Origin of the sequence: Halopseudomonas sp., assembly GCF_036961105.1 — a bacterium.
GTDB lineage: Bacteria > Pseudomonadota > Gammaproteobacteria > Pseudomonadales > Pseudomonadaceae > Halopseudomonas.
Genome location: NZ_JBALWW010000013.1, coordinates 14374 through 35654, shown reverse-complemented (window position 1 = coordinate 35654; position 21281 = coordinate 14374). Strand labels below are relative to the sequence as shown.

At 59.1% G+C, this 21281-nt stretch carries 16 protein-coding genes; 5 read left to right on the top strand and 11 right to left on the bottom strand.

Going from position 1 to position 21281, the window contains the following annotated elements:
- Window positions 1–35: 35 nt before the first annotated feature.
- From yghU to V7756_RS13000, 6 genes are all read right to left on the bottom strand, one after another.
- Window positions 36–887, bottom strand: coding sequence for a glutathione-dependent disulfide-bond oxidoreductase (gene yghU / locus V7756_RS13025; protein ID WP_335610619.1), 852 nt, complete (start codon window positions 885–887; stop codon window positions 36–38).
- Window positions 888–1206: 319 nt separating this feature from the next.
- Window positions 1207–3489, bottom strand: a complete 2283-nt coding sequence (locus V7756_RS13020) for an ATP-dependent DNA helicase (RefSeq protein WP_335610618.1) — start codon at window positions 3487–3489, stop codon at window positions 1207–1209.
- On the bottom strand, window positions 3486–5135 hold the full coding sequence (locus tag V7756_RS13015; protein ID WP_335610617.1) for a VRR-NUC domain-containing protein: 1650 nt from the start codon (window positions 5133–5135) through the stop codon (window positions 3486–3488). Before V7756_RS13015 ends, V7756_RS13020 begins: the two co-directional genes overlap by 4 nt.
- 164 nt (window positions 5136–5299) lie before the next feature.
- Window positions 5300–7774: an EAL domain-containing protein gene (locus V7756_RS13010; RefSeq protein WP_335610616.1), complete on the bottom strand. Its 2475-nt coding sequence runs from the start codon at window positions 7772–7774 to the stop codon at window positions 5300–5302.
- Window positions 7775–7786: 12 nt separating this feature from the next.
- On the bottom strand, window positions 7787–8215 hold the full coding sequence (locus tag V7756_RS13005; protein ID WP_335610615.1) for a response regulator: 429 nt from the start codon (window positions 8213–8215) through the stop codon (window positions 7787–7789).
- On the bottom strand, window positions 8212–10398 hold the full coding sequence (locus tag V7756_RS13000) for a sensor histidine kinase (RefSeq protein ID WP_335610614.1): 2187 nt from the start codon (window positions 10396–10398) through the stop codon (window positions 8212–8214). The genes V7756_RS13005 and V7756_RS13000 overlap by 4 nt, the downstream gene beginning before the upstream one ends.
- A gap of 226 nt (window positions 10399–10624) precedes the next feature.
- Here V7756_RS13000 and V7756_RS12995 point away from each other — a divergent pair, with 226 nt between their 5' ends.
- The 4 genes from V7756_RS12995 (at window position 10625) to arfB (ending at window position 13298) form a co-directional block, all read left to right on the top strand.
- Window positions 10625–11629 (top strand): Lnb N-terminal periplasmic domain-containing protein, encoded by a 1005-nt coding sequence (locus V7756_RS12995; RefSeq protein WP_335610613.1) that lies wholly within the window; start codon window positions 10625–10627, stop codon window positions 11627–11629.
- 3 nt (window positions 11630–11632) lie between these two features.
- A complete protein-coding gene (locus V7756_RS12990) occupies window positions 11633–12037 on the top strand; it encodes a hypothetical protein (protein WP_335610612.1) in 405 nt (134 codons plus the stop codon).
- Window positions 12038–12083: 46 nt separating this feature from the next.
- Window positions 12084–12791 (top strand): glutamine amidotransferase-related protein, encoded by a 708-nt coding sequence (locus V7756_RS12985; protein ID WP_335610611.1) that lies wholly within the window; start codon window positions 12084–12086, stop codon window positions 12789–12791.
- A gap of 93 nt (window positions 12792–12884) precedes the next feature.
- Entirely contained in the window at window positions 12885–13298 is a 414-nt protein-coding gene (gene arfB / locus V7756_RS12980) for an alternative ribosome rescue aminoacyl-tRNA hydrolase ArfB (protein ID WP_335610610.1), read from the top strand.
- 276 nt (window positions 13299–13574) lie between these two features.
- Here the strand turns inward: arfB and V7756_RS12975 are convergent, their stop codons facing one another.
- The 4 genes from V7756_RS12975 to V7756_RS12960 form a co-directional block, all read right to left on the bottom strand.
- Window positions 13575–14432, bottom strand: coding sequence for a PA4780 family RIO1-like protein kinase (locus V7756_RS12975; protein WP_335610609.1), 858 nt, complete (start codon window positions 14430–14432; stop codon window positions 13575–13577).
- Window positions 14433–14531: 99 nt separating this feature from the next.
- Window positions 14532–16283 carry an alkaline phosphatase D family protein gene (locus tag V7756_RS12970; protein WP_335610608.1) on the bottom strand — a complete coding sequence of 584 codons (1752 nt, stop codon included), beginning with the start codon at window positions 16281–16283 and terminating at the stop codon, window positions 14532–14534.
- 92 nt (window positions 16284–16375) lie between these two features.
- A complete protein-coding gene (locus tag V7756_RS12965) occupies window positions 16376–17422 on the bottom strand; it encodes a DUF2817 domain-containing protein (protein ID WP_335610607.1) in 1047 nt (348 codons plus the stop codon).
- 861 nt (window positions 17423–18283) lie between these two features.
- Entirely contained in the window at window positions 18284–19501 is a 1218-nt protein-coding gene (locus tag V7756_RS12960; RefSeq protein WP_335610606.1) for a serine hydrolase domain-containing protein, read from the bottom strand.
- Window positions 19502–19704: 203 nt separating this feature from the next.
- On the opposite strand from V7756_RS12960, the gene V7756_RS12955 reads away from it, so the two are divergent.
- Window positions 19705–20082: a YkgJ family cysteine cluster protein gene (locus V7756_RS12955; RefSeq protein WP_335610605.1), complete on the top strand. Its 378-nt coding sequence runs from the start codon at window positions 19705–19707 to the stop codon at window positions 20080–20082.
- Window positions 20083–20088: 6 nt separating this feature from the next.
- Here V7756_RS12955 and V7756_RS12950 read toward each other — a convergent pair whose 3' ends face one another.
- A complete protein-coding gene (locus V7756_RS12950) occupies window positions 20089–21258 on the bottom strand; it encodes a zinc-binding metallopeptidase family protein (protein ID WP_335610604.1) in 1170 nt (389 codons plus the stop codon).
- Window positions 21259–21281 lie beyond the last annotated feature (23 nt).

The window sequence follows — 21281 nt, the reverse complement described above, 5'->3', positions numbered from 1 at the left end:
AACTGGGCGGCGATGAGGCTAAGGGTTGAAACGGTTCAGGACCTACCAGCGAAATCGCTTGCGGCGTGACGCTCGGCCAGTTGCTCGGACTCGTCACCCCAGACCCGGTTGACCATACGTCCGCGTTTGACCCCTGGGCGTTGTGCGATGGTTTGCGCCCAACGCTGCACGTGGGTGTATTCGTGCACGGAAAGAAACTCGCCGGCACTGTAGAGCACGCCCTGAACCAGGCCGCCGTACCAGGGGTAAATGGCGATATCGGCGATGCTGTACTCGCTGCCGGCCATGTAGTCGTGGTCGGCCAGGTGGCGGTCGAGCACATCGAGCTGACGCTTCACCTCCATGGCAAAGCGGTTGATGGGGTATTCAAATTTTTCCGGTGCATAGGCATAGAAGTGGCCAAAGCCACCGCCCAGATAGGGCGCCGAACCCATCTGCCAGAACAGCCAGTTCATGGCTTCGGTACGCTGGGCATGATCCTTTGGTAACAACACGCTGAACTTCTCTGCGAGGTACAGCAGAATGGACGCGGATTCGAACACTCGCGTTGGCGGTGTAGTGCTGTGATCCATCAGCGCCGGAATCTTGGAGTTGGGGTTGGCGGCGACAAATCCACTGGAGAATTGATCGCCCTCGTTGATGCGAATCAGCCAGGCATCGTACTCGGCATCAACCAGGCCCAGCTCCAGCAATTCCTCGAACATGATGGTGGCTTTTACGCCATTGGGCGTGGCCAGTGAATACAGCTGAAATGGATGTTTGCCGACCGGTAGTGACTTGTCATGCGTTGGCCCGGCGATCGGACGATTGATGTTGGCAAATTTGCCGCCGCTTTCGGCGTCCCAGGTCCAGACTTTGGGCGGTTCGTAGTGCTTTTCGTTGCTCATATTGCTTGGTCCCGAACAGTGGATGGCGAGCCAGAGTGGATCACAGGCCCGGTGACGTGTTGCCAGAATCCTAGCACGGAGTTGGCGCTGCCAGTTGCACTAACCGGGGCCGTTCGCAGGTTGTCGACGCACATGTCAATATCGATCTGTCGACACGACAGGTTCAGTGATAACCAGATCGCCGAGATTTATCAGGATCGCGTATACCGGTGTGCAATGCGCTGTACCCAATGGAGCGATTAGGCTAATTGTTGGTAGGCTTTCGTCGCGGCTGGTTGGTCAAACCACGCGACGCCAGAGCTATCGGGCGGGTTGAGTCTCAGATCAACTGGCTGCCAACCTGCCACCAGTCGGGTAACAGCGCGCGCACACTACGTTGGCCAAAGCGGTCGTCGAGCAGGTAGACGACGCCCTTGTCCTGCGTACTGCGAATCACCCGGCCGGCGGCTTGTACCACTTTCTGCAGGCCGGGGTAGAGGTAGGCGTAGTCGTAGCCATTGCCGCCGCTGTCGGCAAACATGGCTTGCAGCCGTTCTTTCATTTCCTCATTTACCGGATTGATCTGGGGTAGCCCAAGGGTCGCGATGAACGCGCCTATCAAGCGGCTGCCGGGCAGGTCTATGCCTTCACCGAAGGCGCCGCCCAGTACGGCAAAACCGATGCCCTGGGTGTGCTCGGTGAAACGGGCGAGAAAGCCGCTGCGCTCGCCCTCGTTCATGCTGCGCGACTGGGCCCAGACCGGAATGCCTGGATGGTCATTCTGGAACTGCTCAAGCGCCTGTTGCAGATAGGCGTAACTGCTGAAGAAGGCAAGATAATTGCCGGGCGCCCGCGCAAACTGCTCGCCTATGAGCCGGCTTATCGGCGCCAGGCTGGCGCTGCGATGCTGGTAGCGGGTTGAGAGATTACGCACCACAGAAACTTCCAGCTGCTCCGGCTTGAAGGGCGATTCGACATTCAGCCAGCGGCTCTCCTCCGGCAGTCCGAGCAGGTCGCTGTAGTACTGTGCCGGACTCAGAGTGGCGGAAAACAGGGTGGTGCTGTGGGCGCTGGCAAAGCGCTGCTTGAGAAAGGGCGCCGGTACCATGTTGCGCAAGCACAGGGTCGAAAGCGTGCGCTGGCCGCCAAAGCCCTCATGTCGGGTTATGTCGAACAGTGAGTGCGGGCCGTAGGCTTCGGCCAGGCGGCAGAATAACATGGCGTCAAAATAGAAGCGCAGCAGGGCCGCGTCATTGCCTGTTGGCTGCTCGGTCAGGTGGTCGGTGATGGCGCTGACCGCTTTTTGCAGGCTGGCGATGAACAGGTCCGCGATGGTCGGATAAATCTGATAATCGTCAAGTTGATCACGGTGCAGGGTGTTCCAGTGGCGCGCGACGCGATCCAGAGGGGTTTTCAACCCCTTGGGAGCAGTGCGTCTGAGTACATTCAGCACGGTCTGGTCGAGCTCGGCGGTATACATGCCGCGCGCGCGGTCGATCAGATTATGCGCCTCGTCCACCAGCAGGGTGATGCGCCAGTCGTTGAGCACGGTCAGGCCGTAGAGCAGGGCGGTCATGTCGAAGTAGTAGTTGTAATCGGCCACCACCACATCACTCCAGCGGCACAGCTCCTGACTGAGGTAGTAGGGGCAGATGTTGTGCGCCAGCGCGATACTGCGCACGCTCGATTGATCCAGCCAGCGGGCGTTGACCGCAGCCAGCCGCGCTGCCGGCAGCCTATCGTAGAAGCCCTCGGCCAAGGGGCAGGATTCGCCATGGCAGGCTTTGTCGGGATGTTCGCAGGCTTTCTCGCGGGCGGTGTGTTCCAGGACGCGCAGGGGCATGTCGCTTTGCTGGCTGCGCAGGGTGGCCAGCGCTTCCAGCGCCAGTTGCCTGCCGGGCGTTTTGGCGGTGAGAAAGAACAGACGGTCCAATTGCTGCTCGGGGAAGGCCTTGAGCTGCGGGAACAGGGTACCCAGGGTCTTGCCGATGCCGGTGGTGGCTTGCGCCATGATGGTATCGCCATCGCGCGCTGCGCGAAAAACCGCCTTGGCCAGTTGACGTTGCCCTGCACGAAAGCTGGCGTGCGGAAAGCGCAGCTCTTGCAGACAGGCATCCCGCTCACCGCGGTGCTGCGTTTCTTGCCGCGCCCAGGCGATGAAACGATCACATTGCAAGGCAAAGAAACGCCGCAGGTCATCGGCTTTGAAGCTCTCGCGATACTGGGTTTCCTTCTGGCTGGTGACGTTGAAATACACCACAGCCAGATCGATCTGCGACAGCTCCAACTCAGCGCAGAGCAGCCAGCCGTAAACCTTGACCTGCGCCCAGTGCAGGCTGCGGTGGTTGTCGGGAATACGCGCCACATCGCCGCGATGGGTTTTTATTTCTTCCAGCAGGTTCTGCGCAGGGTCATAGCCGTCGGCACGGCCAGCTACCAACAACTCTGGATAGCTGCCGGCCAACGGGAGTTCACTGATGTAGCCCTCGCCACGCCGGCCCACCACGGTCTGGTGCCCGGCGACGCCCTCCTGGGCGGTGGGCGAGGGGGTAAAACGCAGGTCGAGGTCGCCCTCCTTGGCGGTGAACTCGCAAAGTGCGCGCACTGCGACCCTATAGGTCATGCGTACTCAGCCTCATCCCAGGTGACGTAACAGACTTCGACGGGCATCTGATGTCTGGCGCAAAAGTCCAACCAGCGACGCTGGTTATCCTGCAGGCGATCGCCCGGTCCTTTGACCTCGATCATGCGGTAGCGCTGCTCTGCGGGCCAGAACTGAATCAGATCCGGCATGCCGGCGCGGTTGGCCTTGATATCCTGCAGCAGGCGCTGAAACCAGAGCTTGAGGTGGGCGGCGGGGATGCACTGCAAGGCGTCCTCCAGCAGCTGTTCGTGCAGCAGCGCCCAGTGCACAAAGGGCGATTGTATTCCCTGCTTCTGCCGATAACGCTGACGAATGCAGGTGCGATATTCACCGTTGTCGAGCTGGGCCAGACAATGGTTGAACAGCCTACGCCGTCTTGTATAGAAATCACTGCTGTACAGGTCTGCCGGTGCGCTGTGGAAGGGATGAAAAAAGGCACCGGGCAGCGGGGCGAACAGCGCCTCCCAGCAGAGCAACCCGAACAGACTGCCCAGCAAGGCATTCTCGACATAGTAAACCCGCCCTTCGGGTTGGCTCAGCTGTCTGGCCACGGCATGCTCGACTGCCATGCCGACCTGTTGCGGCAGGTGCAGATGCTGTTCTGGCATGGCTGCGGGCGTAGAACGGTGCGGCAAAGGCGCCTTCAGTTGGCGGCTGAGACGACGCAGCGCGCGCTCCACCAGCTGCAACTCTGCCTCGCTTTCTGGTGCCTGAAGCGCTGCGGTGGCCAGATGGTAGGCCTGGCTGTGCCGCCCGGTTTTTTCCAGAATGCGGATGCGTCTTTGCCGCGCGCCGGGGTAGTGGGTTTGCGCGTAGTGTTGCAGCGCCAGTTCCAGATTGCCTTCGCGTTCCAATTGTTGGCTCAGGCGAAACCGCAGCCGTTGGCAGCGTTGCTCTATCCAGGGACTGCTGCTGGAGAACGCTTGCAGCGCGGCCAGAATGTCTTTTGCCGGCTGGCCCTCATCAAAGGCCTCCCTACAGCGCTGCAGCAGCAGGTAATCGTCCACTTCCTGGCGCTGGTGAAAGCCTCGCGAATGGGCGCTGAAGCCCACTTGCTCATAACGGAAGAGGCCTAGATCCGCCAGTACAAACTCTGCCCAGCCCTGGGACAGGTTGCCAAAAAACAAAAGTCGCAGCCGTTCGCATAGCGCCCCCACTGTCAGGCTGAAGAGCCGATCCTGTGGCGCTGCTTGCCATTGTTGCCAGGGCAAGGCCTGTGGCTGCGTCTCGGCCAACAGGGCGATCAGCTCAGCTTTGCCGGGCGCTGGCAAGCCGGCGAGGGAGGGCAGCAGCTTCACCAGTTCACGCTTGAGTAACAGGTTGGCCAGCTCCTGGGCCTGCAGCGGTTGGTCATCGCGCAGCCAGCCAAGCGCAAGCAGCGGCGCGGCAGCTGTAGGGATGTCCCCAATCTCGGCATATACCAGCTTGCTGCACCGAAAGTGTGGGCCCTTGCGCATTACCAGACGCACCAGCAAGGCTTGCGCAGGTTGGGGCAGGGTGCTGAATCGGGTGATAAATGCGTGCTCTGACTCGCTGAGCAAATCGGCATAGCGGGCGGCCACCCAGTCCAGCACAGTCTGGAAGTTGCTCAGGTAATAAAAATTGGCGGCGTCGGGGATCGGCATAAAGAATACAGTACTGGTTGTGCGTACAGTATTGTGCTGTCCCGGGAAGGGTCTTGCAAGGGAAAGGCGACAGGCGTATGCGCTGAGCTACTCGGCTGGCGATGCCGCTGGGCTCAACGCAAGATAGCTCGAGGCCCGCCCGAGGAGGCTCCGCCAGACCTCCATCAATAACAGTTTTTGAGGTCCAGCCGGATCATGGCCTGCAGATCGGAATAGGGTCTTGGCTTGCTCAGGCAATAACCCTGTATGAGATTGCACCCCAACCCACGCAGGAATTGCAGCTGTGCTGGCTGTTCCACACCCTCGGCCACTACTTCAAGACCTAATTTGTGGGCCAACAGGATAGTTGCCTCGACTATGGCGCTGTCACTGAGATTGTCGGGCAGCTCCCTTACAAAGGTTCGATCGATTTTCAACGCATGCAGCGGGAAACGTTTGAGGTATGCCAGAGAGCAGTAGCCAGTGCCAAAATCATCGATGGCTACCCGCACACCTAGACGCTGCAAGGCCTCCAGAGTGCCGGCAGACGTCTCCAGATCGTTGATCAACATCTGTTCGGTGATTTCTAGCTCCAGCTGATTCGGGGGAAAGCCGATGTCTGCGAGCACGTCGGCCACCTGCACGGCCAAGTCGCCGGCGGCAAACTGTCGGGCCGAAAGATTTACCGACATGCGCAGCGGTTGTTGGGTTACTGCCTGCTGCGCCATGGCATCTAAGCACGCCTGTTTGAGAACCCATAGGCCAACTTTTACGATCAGGCCGGTTTCTTCCAATAGTGGAATGAAATCGTCAGGCTGAATCAATCCACGTTCGGGATGGTTCCAGCGCAACAGCGCTTCCATACCTACCACCTTGCCGCTGAGCATGTCGGCTTGAGGTTGGTAGTAAATGACGAACTCACTGCGTTCCAGCGCCCAGTGCAGGTCTGATTCCAGGGCTAAAAGATCTTGTTGACGCTCATTCATAGCAGGTGCATAGAAGCGAAAAGCTCTGCCGCCCGCGGCCTTGGCCTGATTCATCGCAGAGTCGGCATTGCGCAGCAGCGCCTCAACCGTTAGTCCATCGTCTGGCCAGATAGATACGCCAGCGGTAAAACTAAGGAAAATGTCCTGTTCGGCCAGGCGAATGGGCGCTTCGAAGGCGCGCTTGAGTTTATCTAATACGCCAACAATGGCCTCGGGGGCATTCAGATCGCTGGCAACTATCACAAACTCGTCCGCCCCATAGCGCGCTAGCAGGTCGTTGGGCCTGATATGGCGACTTAGCCGCCCGCTGATCTGCTGAAGCAACAAGTCGCCGGTGCCGTGGCCAAGGCTATCGTTTATCCGCTTGAAGTTATCCATGTCGAGAAAGAGAACGGCCATTCTGGATTGGCGTTGTTCAGCCCGATGAATCTCCCTTTGCAGCTGTTGTGCCAGCATTACCCGGTTGGCCAGACCAGTGAGGCCATCGTGGGTCGCCTGATGCTGCAGTTCTGCCTCAAACTGCTTTCGCTCGCTGATGTTGCGTGCAATAGTCGAAAAGTAGGCCGTTTTACCTGACTTGTCGCGGTGCGCAATGATCACTTCCGACAGATACAGCTGTTCTCCGTTGGCCAGGTTGAGCATGGATTCACGTTCAACTACACCATGTCGCTCGGCCTGATTCAGGGCGCTGAGAATCAGTTCCTGGGCGGTCTGCATGGCGGAGTTGGATTGGTCTTCTACACGATATGGCGATTCATAGCTGGCCTCACCAAACAACTCGTGTCCGGCTCGGTTCAGATACATTACCTTGCCCTGAGCGTCGCTGATGGCCACGGCATCGGTAGTAGCCTCCAGAATCGCATTCAGGCGCATGCGGTCCTCTTCCGCCTTGATGCGCTCGGTGACGTCACGGCCGGTAGAGACGTAGTGAGTAATCCTGCCTTCAGCGTCTACGAGAGGTGAAATGACCTTTTCCTCAAAGAATACGCTGCCGGACTGAGTACGGTTGATCAGCGTGCCTCGGTAGGTATGGCCTTCGCGCAGAGTCTCATTAATCTGAGCGTGTGCTTCAGGATTCTGCTCAGGTGCCTTCAGCAGCGTGAACAGCTGTCCATTCGCTTGCGCCGCACTGTACCCGGTCATGCGTTCGAAAGCCGGGTTGACGTACTCGATACGGCCTTCGCGATCGGTGATGGAAATACTGTCCGCGGCCTGGTCTACCGCCTGTGACAGTTTACGTAGTAGTTGGCGCGAGGCGCGATGGGTCTTCTCGGCGGCGCGCTCGGCGACAGAACGCTGAATGACTGGCGCCAGGCGCTGCAGGTCATTCTTGACGATATAATCCTGCGCGCCCGCTCTGATAGCCTCTACGGCAGCCTTTTCACCCAGGGTACCGGAAACATAGATGAAGGGCAGGTCCTCGCTGTGCTGGCGAACCGAGGCAAGCGCATGCTCGCCATCAAATAGGGGCATACTGTAATCAGACAAAACAACGTCCCATTCGCTTCTGCTGAGTGCCCGCTGCAGTGTGTCTTCGGTCTCGACCCGCTCCCAAATCACCGACCAGCCATGGACTTCCAGGTGGTTGACGACCAGCAGAGCATCATCCTCATTGTCTTCAACAATCAGGATGCGCCACTGTTTTTGCGGGTCCTCCGGTTTTCGTGGTTCCATTGCCCCTCCTGCTTAGGCTTCCACTGCCGGGTTGTTCAGTTGCAGCCAGTAATGCCCGAGGTCACGGGTAACCTGAACAAACTCCTCAAAGTCGACTGGCTTGCGCAGATAGCTGTTGGCGCCATATCCGTAGGCGTTCTGCAGGTCGCTCTGCTCCAGCGACGAGGTGAGTACGACGACCGGTATCAGGCGCGTGTCGGCGTTGGCTCGCAGCTGGCGTAACACCTCAAGCCCTTCAACCTTGGGCAGATTGAGGTCCAGCAGGATCAAAGCGGGCTGGTTTGCCGCTTCTCCCTTGTCGGAAAACAGCATGTTCAGCGCCTGCTCACCGTCTTCGGCGACACTGATCTGGTTGGTGATGCGGTTACTCTTCAGCGCGTGCAGCATCAGCGCGACATCGTCCGCGTTGTCTTCCACCAGAAGTATAGATCGGTTTTTCATGACCTGTTCGTTACCAACTTGAGTTTGAGAAAGAAGGTGGCGCCCTGGCCGGTGACCGATTCGGCCCAGATGCGGCCATTCAGTTTGGCCATTATTCGTTCGATGGTGGCCAAGCCGACACCGCTGCCAGGAAAGTCGTTGCCGCTATGCAGTCGCTGAAACGGAATAAAGAGTTTGTCAGCGTAGTTCATATCGAAGCCCGCGCCGTTGTCCCGTACGAAAATAACTTCTTCTTCGTCTTGAATCTCTGTCCCCACCTGGATCTGCGGGTGCTCGGTCTTGCCGGTGAACTTCCACGCGTTACCAATCAGGTTCTGGACCGTGACCTGCAGCAGCGCCAGATCGCCTTCCACGCATATTCCTTTCTGGATCTGAATATCGATTTCGCGCTCAGGCTGCAGCTCTTTGAGGTTCTGCACGGCGGATTCTGCCAGGTTACTCAGATTTACTTCGGCTGACAGTACGTCGGCACGCGAGACGCGGGCGAGCAGCAGCAGATCATCAATCAGCTTGCTCATTTTCTGCGCCGCCTTGCGGATGCGGTTGAAGTAGTCGACTTCCTGCTCATCCAGCTTGTCAGACAGACTGCTGGTTAAAATCTGACTAAAACCGTCAATAGCGCGTAGCGGGGCCCGCAGGTCGTGCGAGACCGAGTAGCTGAATGCTTCCAGCTCGCGATTCACCACCTGTAGCTCGTTGTTCTGGGCGGTCAATCCGTTGTTCAGCTGTTTGATCTTGTCTTCGGTCTCTCGGCGCTCGGTCACGTCGCGAATGGCGCAGAACACCAGCGTTTCTGAGGGGGTGCGAATAGGGCTCAGGCTGACCTCCACTGGCAGTTCACTGCCGTCCTTGCGTTTCGCTTGAAGGCGTAAACCCGAGCCCATGAGCCGTGGCCTTGGAGCGCTTACGTATCCCTGACGGTGCTGAATATGACCTCTACGCAGCTCCTCGGGTAACAGGACTTCAACCTTCTGCCCCAACAGCTCCTGCTGGGTATATTCAAACAGTCGGATGGCCTGTTCGTTGAGCAGCACGATGGTTCCGTCGGTGTCAGTGATTATGATAGCGTCTGGCGCTGCTTCGATCATGGCTCGAAACTTCGCTTCGCTGTCCTGCAGGCTGGACTCGGTGTGCCAGCGCTGTGCGACCGAGCGGGCCAGCACATACGCCAGGCCAGCGGACAGCAATGCAATCAATACGCCTGCTTGCCACAGTCCTTTCTTCAATGGTCCAGTAAGCTGGTCAAGTTGCCCGCCGGAAAGGTGAGAGACCACGTGGAGGCGCCCCAATGTTTGCTCAAAGGAGGGGCTTTCGGTCGGCGTCAGGTCAATCGAGGCAAAGCTGTAATGGTCGTCGGCGTCGAGCAGTTCGCCGAGTTGCGTGTTCTGGATAATCTGACTCCAAAGTCTGACGTATTTTTTAGCCAGGCTCTGCTCGCTACGCTCTGGCAGCATGAACCCCCACTCCTGATCGGCAGTGGGGCCCTTGAGCCAATAGCCATTCTGATTGACCAACCACAATTGCCCGGTGCGCGGCGAATCCATGGCTGCCAAGGCATCGAGCAGGTTGGCGCCGCGATAATTCATCACCAGCAGCCCTGCGGTCTCACCAGTCTTGTCGGCGACCGGAGTGGCTACCCGGATGGTAGGATTCAGCGGGCGCTGGATCTCGCCACGCTCAACATTCAAATCGAAAGCAGAAAAGTAAAGCTGCCCAGGCTCAAGTTGCAGGCCCAACTGCACGTAATAGCGCGCGGCCTTGTTCTGCAGTTGTTCTGGGGGTTTTATGACGGCTTCATTGTCCTGTCGCTCGACACGGACTTGCTCAATGCCTCGCAGGTCCAGCACGCGCAGTTGTTCGTATTGCGGATTGAACTGCATGAAGGAAGTCAATGCGTAAGTACTGTCTTCAAGCAGAGGCTCTGGATGTGCTGGCGTTGGGGTCAGACTTGAGAGCGTCGCCAGATAGAGGGCATCACTGCGAATGTCACGGATGCTGTCTTCCAGCAGCGTTAACGCCTCCTGAACTTGCGCACGCTGCTCAGCGTGCGCGGTGACAGTCCTTGCTTCTACATTGCTGCGAATGAGCAGCACTATGGCGAGCAGCGCAACGATGATCAGGGGGATCCAGATCATTAGAAAATAATAGCGCACGCTTTGACGCGATTTTATTCTTGCGGGCATGTACTCATCCTTGTTGCCAACGCGGCTTTCTGCGCTTGCTCCAAGTATAGAAGATGCCAATGATTCTGCTGCAAGCTGAGTATTGCTATTTGTGAGCAAGATTGAACGATTGCAGATGAGGACGCAATCGCGCGATTGTCCGCCAGACGTGACAGTACCGGTAACCGGATGGTGTAGACTGCGCGAGTCGCGGCGAGTCGCCGATACCGAGGGTCGAGGGTGTGACATGCTTTTGAGTCTTGTGCTGTTGCTGGCGCTACTGCTGAATGTCTGGGTAATACTGGCCCTTTGGTTCCATCGTCCGCGCCGGGTGCAACTGCGCTATTTGCCGCTGGGTCTCTGGCTGCTGATCTGGAGCACCTCGGTACTGTGCCTGTGGCGCGGCGACTATCTGCCAGCTGCCCTCTGGCTGGCGGCCGGCCTTGCGCCTGTCTTGCTGTGGTGGCGTGGCTTGTTGCCCACAGGGCAGGGCGACTGGGCGGACGATGTGGCCTATACCACCACCGGCGCACTGGACGGCGACACCTTGAGCCTGCAACGAGTGCGCGAGTTTCGCTGGCTTACCCGGGAGCAGTACGAACCGGTCTGGTGCAGCCGCGAGTACGCCTTGTCGCAGTTGCAGACCGTCGACATGATTACGTCCTTCTGGGGCCTCAGACCCATAGCCCATGTATTGGTCTCCTTCGGCTTTGCCGATGGGCGCTATCTGACATTTTCCGTGGAAATTCGGCGTCAGAAGCACGAAGAGTTCTCGGTGCTGGGCGGTTTCTTCAAGCATTTCGAACTTAATATCGTCGCCAGTGAAGAACGCGACATGGTGCGGGTGCGTACCAACTGCCGCGAAGGGGATGCCTACCTGTACCGTACGCGCATTTCTGCAGAAAACGGCCGCAAGTTGCTACTGGGTTTTGTCGAAGCGGCCAATACCCTGGCGGTAGAGCCACGTTTCTACCACACGCTCAAGGCCAACTGCACCACCATCGTCTATACCATGGCCAAACGCATTCACCCCGAGCTGCCTCTGGATTACCGTTTGCTTTTAAGCGGCTATCTTGATGAGTACGTGTTCGCCCGTGGCGGGTTGCAGTCAGGCTACTCCCTGGCGGAGCTGCGCTTGCGAGGACGTATTACCGACCTCGCGCGGCAGGCGCCGGATGACGCGAGCTTTTCTCGTCATATTCGTGAGGGCGTGCCCGGCTGTACCCAAGCCGAACAGCCTTTTCAGAAGTAACCTATGAAATGCGATAAGCGCTTTACCTTGGGCGGGCTGGCACTGGCCGCAAGCCTTGCATTCTCTCTGCAGGCTGCCGCGCAACAGGCGCCGGAGGTGTCTGACCGCGCGGCGGACATAGTTTCTGACAGCGCTATGGCGCCAGATGTGCGTATAAAACGGAGCATGGCCCTGTTGCAAGAGCGCGAGCAGGTGGCTCGCGACCAGGGGAATGCCACGGTGGCAGACCGACTGCAGCGCTCGATCACCTATTTGCTGCAAGCCCCTCCAGAGGCAGAAGCAGCCGAACTCGCGGCGCAGGCTGCGCAAGCGGCTGCCGCTGGCGACAGTGAAGCGGCGCTGGTGTTCGCCGAGAGCGCAGCCACCTTGGCGGGGGTGTCGCCAGACGATATACCACCGCTGGAATAGCGGTGTGCCTGGGCTATTTGCCTACTTTCAACCTTGCAGGTGAACGATGAAACTGGGTTTATTGCAGTGTGATGATGTGCGTGAAAGCTTGCAGCCGGCGCACGGAAATTATCCGGAGATGATAGAGAAACTGTTGCGCCCCCGTGTGCCACAGCTGGAATACCGGGTTTATCGCGCCCTCGATGGCGAGCTGCCGCTGACCACGGATGAGTGCGATGGCTATCTGACTACGGGCAGCAAGTTTGGCGTCAATGACGGGCTGCCCTGGATTGACCAGCTGCAGGCCTTCATGGTGAGGCTATGGGAGGCAGGCACACCGCTGGTGGGGATCTGCTTTGGGCACCAGTTGATGGCTAAGGCGTTGGGCGGCGAAGTACACAAGTCGCCCAGGGGCTGGGGCGTGGGCATGTCGTTCAACGAGGTTTTGGTACGCAAGCCCTGGATGCAGCCTGGCCACGACGGCCTCGACTTGATCGTTAGCCATCAGGACCAGGTAGTACGGCTACCACCCCAGGCCGAAATTCTTGCGCGCAGCGATTTCTGCCCCTATTACCTGCTGCAGTACAGCGAGCACTTCATGAGCGTGCAGGGGCACCCTGAGTTCTGCAAGGCGTATTCGGCGGACTTGATGGACGCTCGCCGAGACCTGCTGCCGGCCACCCGCTACCGTGCCGGCCAGGCATCGCTGAGCGCCGAGGTGGACGATGGCGTCATGCTCGACTGGATTGTCAACTTCCTGCAGCAAGCGCGCTGATTCGGCCTGCTTTTGCCCGCAGCGTTGCAGCGGCGTATCCTTGAGCCCTGGTTGGGGCGCAACCCGACGCTTTTCTGCTCTGGAGGCTGATGCATGATTGTTCTGTCAAACGAAGTACAACTGGGAGACTGGGAGGTGGAGATTACCGCCGTCCGCTCACAGGGTGCGGGTGGCCAGAACGTCAACAAGGTCGCCAGCGCTATCCATTTGCGTTTTGATATTCAACGCTCCAGCCTGCCGCCGTTCTACAAGGAGCGGCTGCTGCGCTTGTCTGACCAGCGCATTACCAAGGACGGTGTGATTGTCATCAAGGCGCAGCAATTTCGTACCCAGGAGATGAACCGTGACGATGCTGTCGAGCGTCTGCGCGAGCTGATTCTCAGCGCGATAGTGGTACAGAAAAAGCGTCGACCCACGCGGCCAACCCGGGGCTCGCAGGTGCGGCGCGTCGATAGTAAGGTGAAGCGCGGGCAGTCCAAGCAGTTGCGTGGCAAGGTAGACGTTTAGCCGGCCACCGAGGCTTGGCGCCCCTATTGTGTACGTGGCCCCGTAGGGTGGAAAGCTGAAGCCCTCCGCACCGCTGTGTACGCTTTCGGAGACCGCCAAGGGCATGGGTAAGCATGCCCGGGTAGCTCGCCTGGAGGCGAAAGAGGTGATGAGCCGATGAACCGCGCATTGTGGTGGACAAGCCTGCGGCATTGTCCAACCTACAAGTGCTGGTGAGCGATAACGGCGTGTTGCAGGACTGGCGTGGAGACGAAATGGCAAATGATCCAGCAGCCTTTAGCCTTCCTCTTCCGCATCCCTGAGTCGCTCCTGCCGAGCCGCTTCTTCCTCAAGAACAGCCCGAATCTCGGCCACCACACTGTCCACGTCCGCCTCACCCTCGGGGTCATCAAAATGCCCGGTCAGCTCGGTCTCCGGCGCAAGCTTGCCTTCTTCGTACAAGGCCCACATCTCGGCGGCATAGCGCGTCTCTAGCAGGTCGGGGGCGTATTGGCCGTAGTACTCGGTCATGTTGCGCACATCGCGATCGAGCATCTTGCGCGCGTTGTTGTTGGCGGCGGCGTCTACCGCCTGGGGCAAGTCGATGATGACCGGGCCGTAGGCGTCGACCAGTACGTTGAATTCGGATAGATCGCCATGCACCAGGCCCGCGCAGAGCATCAGCTTGACGTACTCCATGACAGTGGCGTGATCTTCACGGGCCTGATCGGCAGACATGGATACATCATTGAGGCGTGGCGCGACGTCACCTTCGTCATCGGTGACCAGCTCCATCAGTAGTACGCCGTCGAAGCAGCCGTAGGGGGTAGGCACGCGGGCGCCAATGGCAGCAAGACGATAGAGCGCGTCCACCTCGGCGTTCTGCCAGGCCGATTCCTGCTGGTCGCGACCGAACTTGGAACCCTTTTCCATAGCACGCGCGCGGCGCGAATTGCGCACCTTGCGGCCTTCCTGATAGAGCACGGCCTGCTTGAAACTGCGCTTGGTGGCTTCCTTGTAGACCTTGGCGCAGCGAATCTCATTGCCGCAACGCACAACGAAGACGGCGGCCTCCTTGCCGCTCATCAGGGGACGTATGACCTCGTCGATGAGGCCGTCTTCTACCAGTGGTTGCAAACGCTTGGGGATCTTCATAGCGCCCTTATACCCTAAATGGGTAGAGGGTGTTAAGTGGCGCTGTAAATGTATCCCTTAGTTCGTTGAATTAGCTCATAAAGCTTGGGTTTTTTTGCCTCAGACCTGGGTCACCAGCGTGCGGTTTGCGCTACCGGGTAGCGTGCGCAGGGTTTTGCTCCGGGCGTTGTCGACAACGTACTCCCGCGCCTTGACGGTGCTGACGAAGCGCCAGTCGGCGCGGGCCTCATCGGCGGTGAACGTCACCAGCAGATAGCCGCGTTGGCTGGCGTTCAGATACTGCAGATCATCCACCAGTGCGGTGATTGCTTGTTCGGCGCCGGGTATGGCTTCGGCGGGCAGGCCAAGATAGCTTTCCAGCCCTGGGGAGGTCACGCCCGCCGTGGCAAACTCGACGCCAACGGCATCACCAGCAAGTGTACTGAGGTTGTTGGCCCAGGCGTTGTGGGTATCGCCGGCCAGCACCACCAGGTTCTTGTCCAGACTGCGGGCCAGACCAAGGATGACCTCGCGCTCGTAGGCGTAACCGTCCCAGGCATCCAGGTTGTAGGGAATCACGGTTTGTACGCGTGCGATCTCTGCAGGTGTGAGGGTGGGATCGCCAGCCTGCACGCGCAGCTTGAGCGTAACCAGTTCAGGGAGCGTGGTGGTCAAGTTTGAGTTGGCCGGATCGGAGAGAGCGGTCAGCATTTCGGCAGGCAGCAGCATGCGGCCCATCAATACCTGTTGGCCCAGTACCTGCCAGGTGGCAGTGGACACCGCGATCTGACTTTGCAGCCAGTTCATCTGCTCCTGCCCGAGCAATGTGCGGGTGCTGGAGCTTACATCGGCGGTGAACGCCGCGGCGTCAAAGCCCGTTGGGCCGTAATAGTTAACGTAGTTCAACTGTTCATCTCGCCCGATGATGCGGGTATCTAGCATATGCAGGCTGACCAGGTCGCCGAAGTCGAAGCTGCGGTAGATGGTCAGTCCGTCATCTTCGCTGGCAGGGCGCACCGGCAGCCATTCAAAGTAGGCCTGTAGTGCAGCGAGTTTCCGCTCGTTGAAGTCTCCTTCGCCCTCGTTATGGTTTTCGGCGCCGTCTTTCCAGGTATCGTTGGCTACTTCGTGGTCATCCCATACGGCGATGAATGGCGCTGCGGCATGCAGGGTCTGCAGATCCGCATCGGTGCGATAGAGGGCATAACGTTTACGATAGTCGGTGAGCGTGAAGAGCTCGCCTGCATTGTCGCTCGGTAGGCTGCGGCCCAGGGCAGCGGCGTCTTCTGTGGCGTATCCGCCGGTCTCGTACTCGTAGATGTAGTCGCCCAGGTGCAATACAGCGTCCAGTTGGGCTTCCTGCGCGGCCTGCGCATAGGCATGGAAGTAGCCCGCCGGAAAATTGGAGCACGAGAGCACGGCAAAGCGCACCTGTTCTATTCCAGCGCTTGGCAGGGTTTTCATCGTGCCGGCGACGGAGGTCTTGTCCAGCGCTTTGAACCGGTAATAGTAGGTCTGGCCTGGGGTCAGGTTCTGCACATCGACCTTGAGTGTGTAGTCGCGGGCTTCGCCAGTGCTGGCGGTGCCATCGTGCAGCAGGTCAGTAAAGGCGGCATCGCTGGCTACCTCCCAGCTCACCTCAATATCGGCGCTCGAGCCGTCCATGGGCGTGACGCGGGTCCAGATCATGATGCGATCTGCCAATGGGTCGCCACTGGCTACACCGTGCGCGAAGGCCAGCTGCCGAGCAACTGCGGGATCGGAGGAGGATGAGCTGCTGCTGAGGCAACCCTGCAGACCGGTAGAAACCACCACGCCGCCCAGTGCCAGCGCTGATGCACGAAGAAAGTCCCGCCGAGTAAAACCAGCCATGTTATTGCTCCCTTTGCTGAACTCAGATTGAGGTAAACGCGGGCAATGATGGCAAGGCTGTGTGACAGGTTAAGGACGGCGCGTCGGTACGATCAATCTGGTTCCATAAACCATTGTTCGATGGCCTGGCGGGTCAGCTCCTCGCGCTGGTCCGGATGCGGCGTCCAGTTGCGCCAACAGCGGGTGGCATGGGTGAGAAACTCGAACAGCGGCAAGTGCTGACGCAACACCCGTTGCTTGCGATGGCTGATCACCGGATTGAAGTAACCGAAGTAGTCGAACATCTGCCGCGGGTTCTTGCGCACCCAGAGCCAGGAGCCCATTTCCAGGGTGAACGGCAGGAACAGATTGTCTGGGTGCTGCTCCAGGCCAGTGTCGTACAAGTGGTCCCAGAGGTCGCCGTGGGTAGTGTAATTGATCGATTGCGGCTCGATGATATAGGGGTGGTGATTGGGGTAGGTCTGCTCGAACAAACGCTTGAGACTCAATACCTCGGCGATATGGGTTATCGGTTTGTGGCTGCGCGCATAGCTGCACCAGAGCCTGTCGCGCCGGCCAAAACCACTATGACAATCCACGCTGATAGCAAAGGGTGATCCGTGCATGCGTTCCTGTACCACCTTCACCACAGCAGCCGATTCCGGCTCCATGGCTGCGCCCAGCTTGCCCCGGTACCAGGGCAGGCGCCGACTGATGCGATGGCCGCTGACCAACCAGGGCACCGGACCCATGGCGTCCACCGGCGCGTTGCGCATCAGGTCTACACCATTGAGGTTGCTGCGCCTGTGGTGCCAGATACCGCCGGGGTTGATCATCGGCATGAAGAGCAGCCGCACGCGCTCAAGCTGCTCGCGCAATTGGTCGTCCCAGTCCAGCCGATGCACCAGGCTGTGCAGCCAGGAAATCAGCACCTGGGTGCCGATGCGCTCTACACCGTGTACACCGCCAAAAAAGCCGATCACCGGGGCGTTTGGCGAGCGGCTGCCAAGTTCGATCACGCGCACGGGAATGCTCAGATCACCTATGGGTACATGCAGCGGCGTGGTAACACGCAGGTGGCGTGCTGCCTGGTGCAGCAGGCGTTCCAGCTGGGTGTGTTCGGGGAGGTGGCGTTGGATCTGGTGTAGCGCGTCGGTCATGATTGGCCCGGGTTTGGTGTGTTTTTACCCTAGCGGGGATGTGTGACAGTTGGATGATGGTTGTGTTGCTTGCCGGGTTGGTGGTTAGTTTCTTATCCAGATACATGGGTGACATATGCTGTGTGAGTCTTGACGGTACATCTCGGCTATAACCATGTTATATCGGGAGTTTATGTTCTGTTTGTCGCTCGCTTTTCGCCTTGCTGGCGAGTTACTTTTCTTTGCTTGGCCATCGAGCCGTAACCAAAAGAAAGGTCGCGACCAGCTTGGGCCCCGACCAAGCTGGCCTTCGGCTCCCCTGCGTTACTCAGAGTTGAGCGCGCCTGCGGAACTCGGCGCTACGCAAGCTCCGCACCTCAGACAGTCCTCGGCTCTCTCGCTCAAATCCTGCGTTACTCGACAGCTTGGATGGGGATGAACGGCCGGAGAAAGGCGTGATTTTCAGGTCTCGTGATTCGGTCTAAGTTTGAAAACCACAAATCAGCCGATTGCACGGACTAGAATTTCCCATCTGAGCGGGCGAGTAGCGCAGAGCTGACGGGAAAAAGGCGCTTGCGATGTCTGAGCGAAGCGAGTTTGCAAGCGTCCCCGGCAGGTCGAGCAACGCAGCGAACCCGTAGGGCCGCGCAGCTGGGTGCCCTGGGGGATTGTTAAGGGGGCATGGGCAAGCATGCCCCCTTGACTCGCCTAGAGGCGAAATCGAAAGTGAGCTAACCACCGCAGCTCGAAGCCTGGGAAAAATGCCAAACCACCACATCCTAATCGTAGGGTGGGTGGCCGAAGCCACCCACCATGGCGGAAAGGGCGATGGCGTTGTCGGCCCTACGACATTCGGCGTACATTCATGCCGCAATCAAAAACTCAATCCACCAAAGCCCCATTGATGATCGCCCGCAACTCCTGCCGCACCGCATAGGTGGAAGACGGAATCAGCTGCGTCATGAAGATCATCAGCAAATCCTCGACCGGATCGATAAAGAAGTTGGTGCTGGCCATGCCGCCCCAGCCGTATTCACCCATTGAACCTACGGTTTGCGACTTGGCTACGTCGGTCTTGACCGAAAACCCCAGGCCAAAGCCGGTGCCGTCGTAGGGCGTTTCACTGAATGAGCCGGTGGCTACTCCGGGCAGGTCCTGGCTGCCGGGCAGATGGTTCATGCGCATGAACTCGAGCGTCTTGCGGCCGATGATGCGCGCGCCGTCCAGCTCGCCGCCGTTGGCCAGGGCCTGGGCGAAGCGGTAGTAGTCATCGATGCAGGAGACCAGGCCGCCCCCGCCGGAAAGATAACCGTGCGCCTTGGCAAAGGCCGAGTTCTGCGGGTCGTCCTGCAGGCTGAAAGTATCGCCCGGCTGATATTGATAGCAGGCCGCGAAGCGGTGCAGTTTATCTTGCGGCACGGTGAAGAAAGTGTCGGGCATGCCCAAGGGCTGGAAGATGTGCTGGGCAAAGTATTCATCCAGCGTCAGGCCGGAAAGGATCTGCACCAGGTAGCCGCAGACATCGGTGGCGACCGAGTAGCCCCAGGCGGTGCCGGGCGAGAACTCAAGCGGCAGACGCGACAGCTCGTCGATCAAGCGATCCAGGGTATGCCCGGGGCCGCCGTCGAGTTTCAGGCTGCGGTAGGCAGCATCCACGTTGGTGCGGTTCATGAAACCGTAGGTCAAGCCGGACTGGTGGGTCAGCAGATCGCGGATGGTCATTGGGCGCTGCGGCGCGGTAGTCAGCATCTGCGGGTGGCTGCCGGTCTTGTAGACGCGCAGATCTTTCCAGGCGGGTATGTATTTGTGCACCGGCTCGTCGAGCAGAAAGCGCCCCTGTTCGTACAGCTGCATCAAGGCGATGGAGGTGATCGGCTTGGTCATTGAGTAGATGCGAAACAGCGTGTCGCGCTCCACCGGCAGGCGTCGCTCCACATCGCGCAGGCCCTGCGCCTTGAGCCAGGTGATCTCGCCACGCCGGGCGACCAGCGTGAGGGTGCCTGGGAGTCTGCCCGGTTCGAGGTACGCGCGCTGCAGGTGGTCGCCAATCCGATCCAGGCGTTCAAGGTCCATTCCGGCGATGCTGTTGCTCTGTTCCATGGGGAATTCCGGTTATTGATCAATGACTTGATAGTAGCCTGTCTGCGGCGCCAACAGAAACCCCCGAGAGCCGCGAATGGCGCATCATCCAGCGCTCTGATGCGGACTGGAAAATAGTCGCTCGCCGTCGCTGAAATCCGTTGTTAAGTGCCCTGAATTCGGTGTAAAAAGCCGCACCGAAGCAAAATGAGGGTTGCGATGAAATGAGCGAACAATCGCCCTGTCTGAATTGCGGTGCCTGTTGCGCCACTTTCAGGGTTTCTTTCTATTGGGGCGAGACGGACAGCGCGCCCGGCGGTGACGTACCCACCCAGCTTACCGAACAGATTTCCCCCTATCGCGCCTGCATGCAGGGCACCAACCAGCCCAAGCCGCGCTGCGTGGCGCTACTGGGCACCGTGGGCGAGGGCACGCGTTGCAGCATCTATGAAAAGCGTTCGAGCCCGTGCCGCGACTTCCCGTATCACGGCGAAAATGGCCTGGACAGCCCCGGATGTCAGCAGGCGAGGGCGGCTCATGGCCTGCCGCCGCTCCCGGATAGCCCGCTTCGGCCCCGACTGATTCCGATCATCGCGGCCTGACCAAGCTTAGCCGGCGGGCTGACTGGCAGGCTGGCCGGCGCTGGCGACCACAGAATGCACCAGGTACAGCTTGCGCATGCTGTCTACCGTAAGCACAAAGGGGTAGAGATCCTGCTGGCCCATGCTGCGGGCCAGCACGTTGAGCACGCTGCTCAGCTGCACCCAGCGGTTTACGAATGCGAGAAAGCGCGGGCGGTCATCCTCACCGTACTCAAGGGCGGGTAACTGGCTGCTGTCGAACGGGTCGGTTTGCAGCGTCACGGTGTCGAGCTGCAAACCGAAGTCCAGCGCGGCATTCAAGGTGTCGGTCATGTGCAGATAGTGCGCCCAGGTTTCGGCCCAGTCTTCCCAGGGGTGGGTCGCAGCGTAACTGCTGATGAAATGATCTTTCCAATTGGCAGGCGGACCGTCGTTGTAATGCCGCTTCAGTGCCGCCTGATAGTCTTCGCGATCATCGCCAAACAGGTCGCGGCAGGGCGTCAGCCAGTGCGTGTCGCGTACCAGTCGATCCCAGTAATAATGCCCGCTCTCATGGCGGAAGTGGCCCAGCATGGTGCGGTAGGGCTCGTGCATGTTTAGTCGCATGCGCTCGCGGTGCGCTGGGTCTGCTTCATCAATGTTCAGCGTGATCATGCCGTTCATGTGACCGGTCATGATCGGATCTTCACCGGGCTGCTGGCGCAGAAAGTCAAAGCCAAGCCCCTGCTCCGGATCAGCACTGCGCGGTATGACCGGCAAGCCGAGCATTAACAGTTGGGCAACGAGGCGGCGTTTGGCTACTTCGGTTTCGTACCAGAGGCGGGCGTTTTCATCCAGGCTCAGATCCGGAATGGTCTCGTTCAGCGCGCAGGCCAGGCAAAAGGGCGAACTGCTGTCGCCGGTTACCAGCCAATTGCAGGCAGCGGGCGCCTTCAGGTTCTGACAACGATGATAACTGCGCCTGGGCTGTTCAGTATCCGCCTGCAAATGCCAGAGGTCCTTTTCGCTGGCGGGCTCCAGGCTGAAAAGACGACCTTTGAGTGGGTAATACCCCAGTTCTGCGCCGCAGCGCAGGCACTGGGTGTTGTTGAAAAATACCGCTTGGCCGCACTGGCAGCGATGCACCTGGCCGGTTGGCTGGTAGTCAAACAGCTGTTGGCCTTCGGTGGCACGGACCAACTGATCAAAATAACTCATCTGTCTCTACCTGTGCTTTAGCG

What these genes read in the sequence shown, in the direction of transcription:
- yghU (WP_335610619.1), bottom strand. Translation starts at nt 887, where the DNA reads ATGAGCAACGAAAAGCACTACGAACCGCCCAAAGTCTGGACCTGGGAC.
- V7756_RS13020 (WP_335610618.1), bottom strand. Translation starts at nt 3,489, where the DNA reads ATGACCTATAGGGTCGCAGTGCGCGCACTTTGCGAGTTCACCGCCAAG.
- V7756_RS13015 (WP_335610617.1), bottom strand. Translation starts at nt 5,135, where the DNA reads ATGCCGATCCCCGACGCCGCCAATTTTTATTACCTGAGCAACTTCCAG.
- V7756_RS13010 (WP_335610616.1), bottom strand. Translation starts at nt 7,774, where the DNA reads ATGGAACCACGAAAACCGGAGGACCCGCAAAAACAGTGGCGCATCCTG.
- V7756_RS13005 (WP_335610615.1), bottom strand. Translation starts at nt 8,215, where the DNA reads ATGAAAAACCGATCTATACTTCTGGTGGAAGACAACGCGGACGATGTC.
- V7756_RS13000 (WP_335610614.1), bottom strand. Translation starts at nt 10,398, where the DNA reads ATGCCCGCAAGAATAAAATCGCGTCAAAGCGTGCGCTATTATTTTCTA.
- V7756_RS12995 (WP_335610613.1), top strand. Translation starts at nt 10,625, where the DNA reads ATGCTTTTGAGTCTTGTGCTGTTGCTGGCGCTACTGCTGAATGTCTGG.
- V7756_RS12990 (WP_335610612.1), top strand. Translation starts at nt 11,633, where the DNA reads ATGAAATGCGATAAGCGCTTTACCTTGGGCGGGCTGGCACTGGCCGCA.
- V7756_RS12985 (WP_335610611.1), top strand. Translation starts at nt 12,084, where the DNA reads ATGAAACTGGGTTTATTGCAGTGTGATGATGTGCGTGAAAGCTTGCAG.
- arfB (WP_335610610.1), top strand. Translation starts at nt 12,885, where the DNA reads ATGATTGTTCTGTCAAACGAAGTACAACTGGGAGACTGGGAGGTGGAG.
- V7756_RS12975 (WP_335610609.1), bottom strand. Translation starts at nt 14,432, where the DNA reads ATGAAGATCCCCAAGCGTTTGCAACCACTGGTAGAAGACGGCCTCATC.
- V7756_RS12970 (WP_335610608.1), bottom strand. Translation starts at nt 16,283, where the DNA reads ATGGCTGGTTTTACTCGGCGGGACTTTCTTCGTGCATCAGCGCTGGCA.
- V7756_RS12965 (WP_335610607.1), bottom strand. Translation starts at nt 17,422, where the DNA reads ATGACCGACGCGCTACACCAGATCCAACGCCACCTCCCCGAACACACC.
- V7756_RS12960 (WP_335610606.1), bottom strand. Translation starts at nt 19,501, where the DNA reads ATGGAACAGAGCAACAGCATCGCCGGAATGGACCTTGAACGCCTGGAT.
- V7756_RS12955 (WP_335610605.1), top strand. Translation starts at nt 19,705, where the DNA reads ATGAGCGAACAATCGCCCTGTCTGAATTGCGGTGCCTGTTGCGCCACT.
- V7756_RS12950 (WP_335610604.1), bottom strand. Translation starts at nt 21,258, where the DNA reads ATGAGTTATTTTGATCAGTTGGTCCGTGCCACCGAAGGCCAACAGCTG.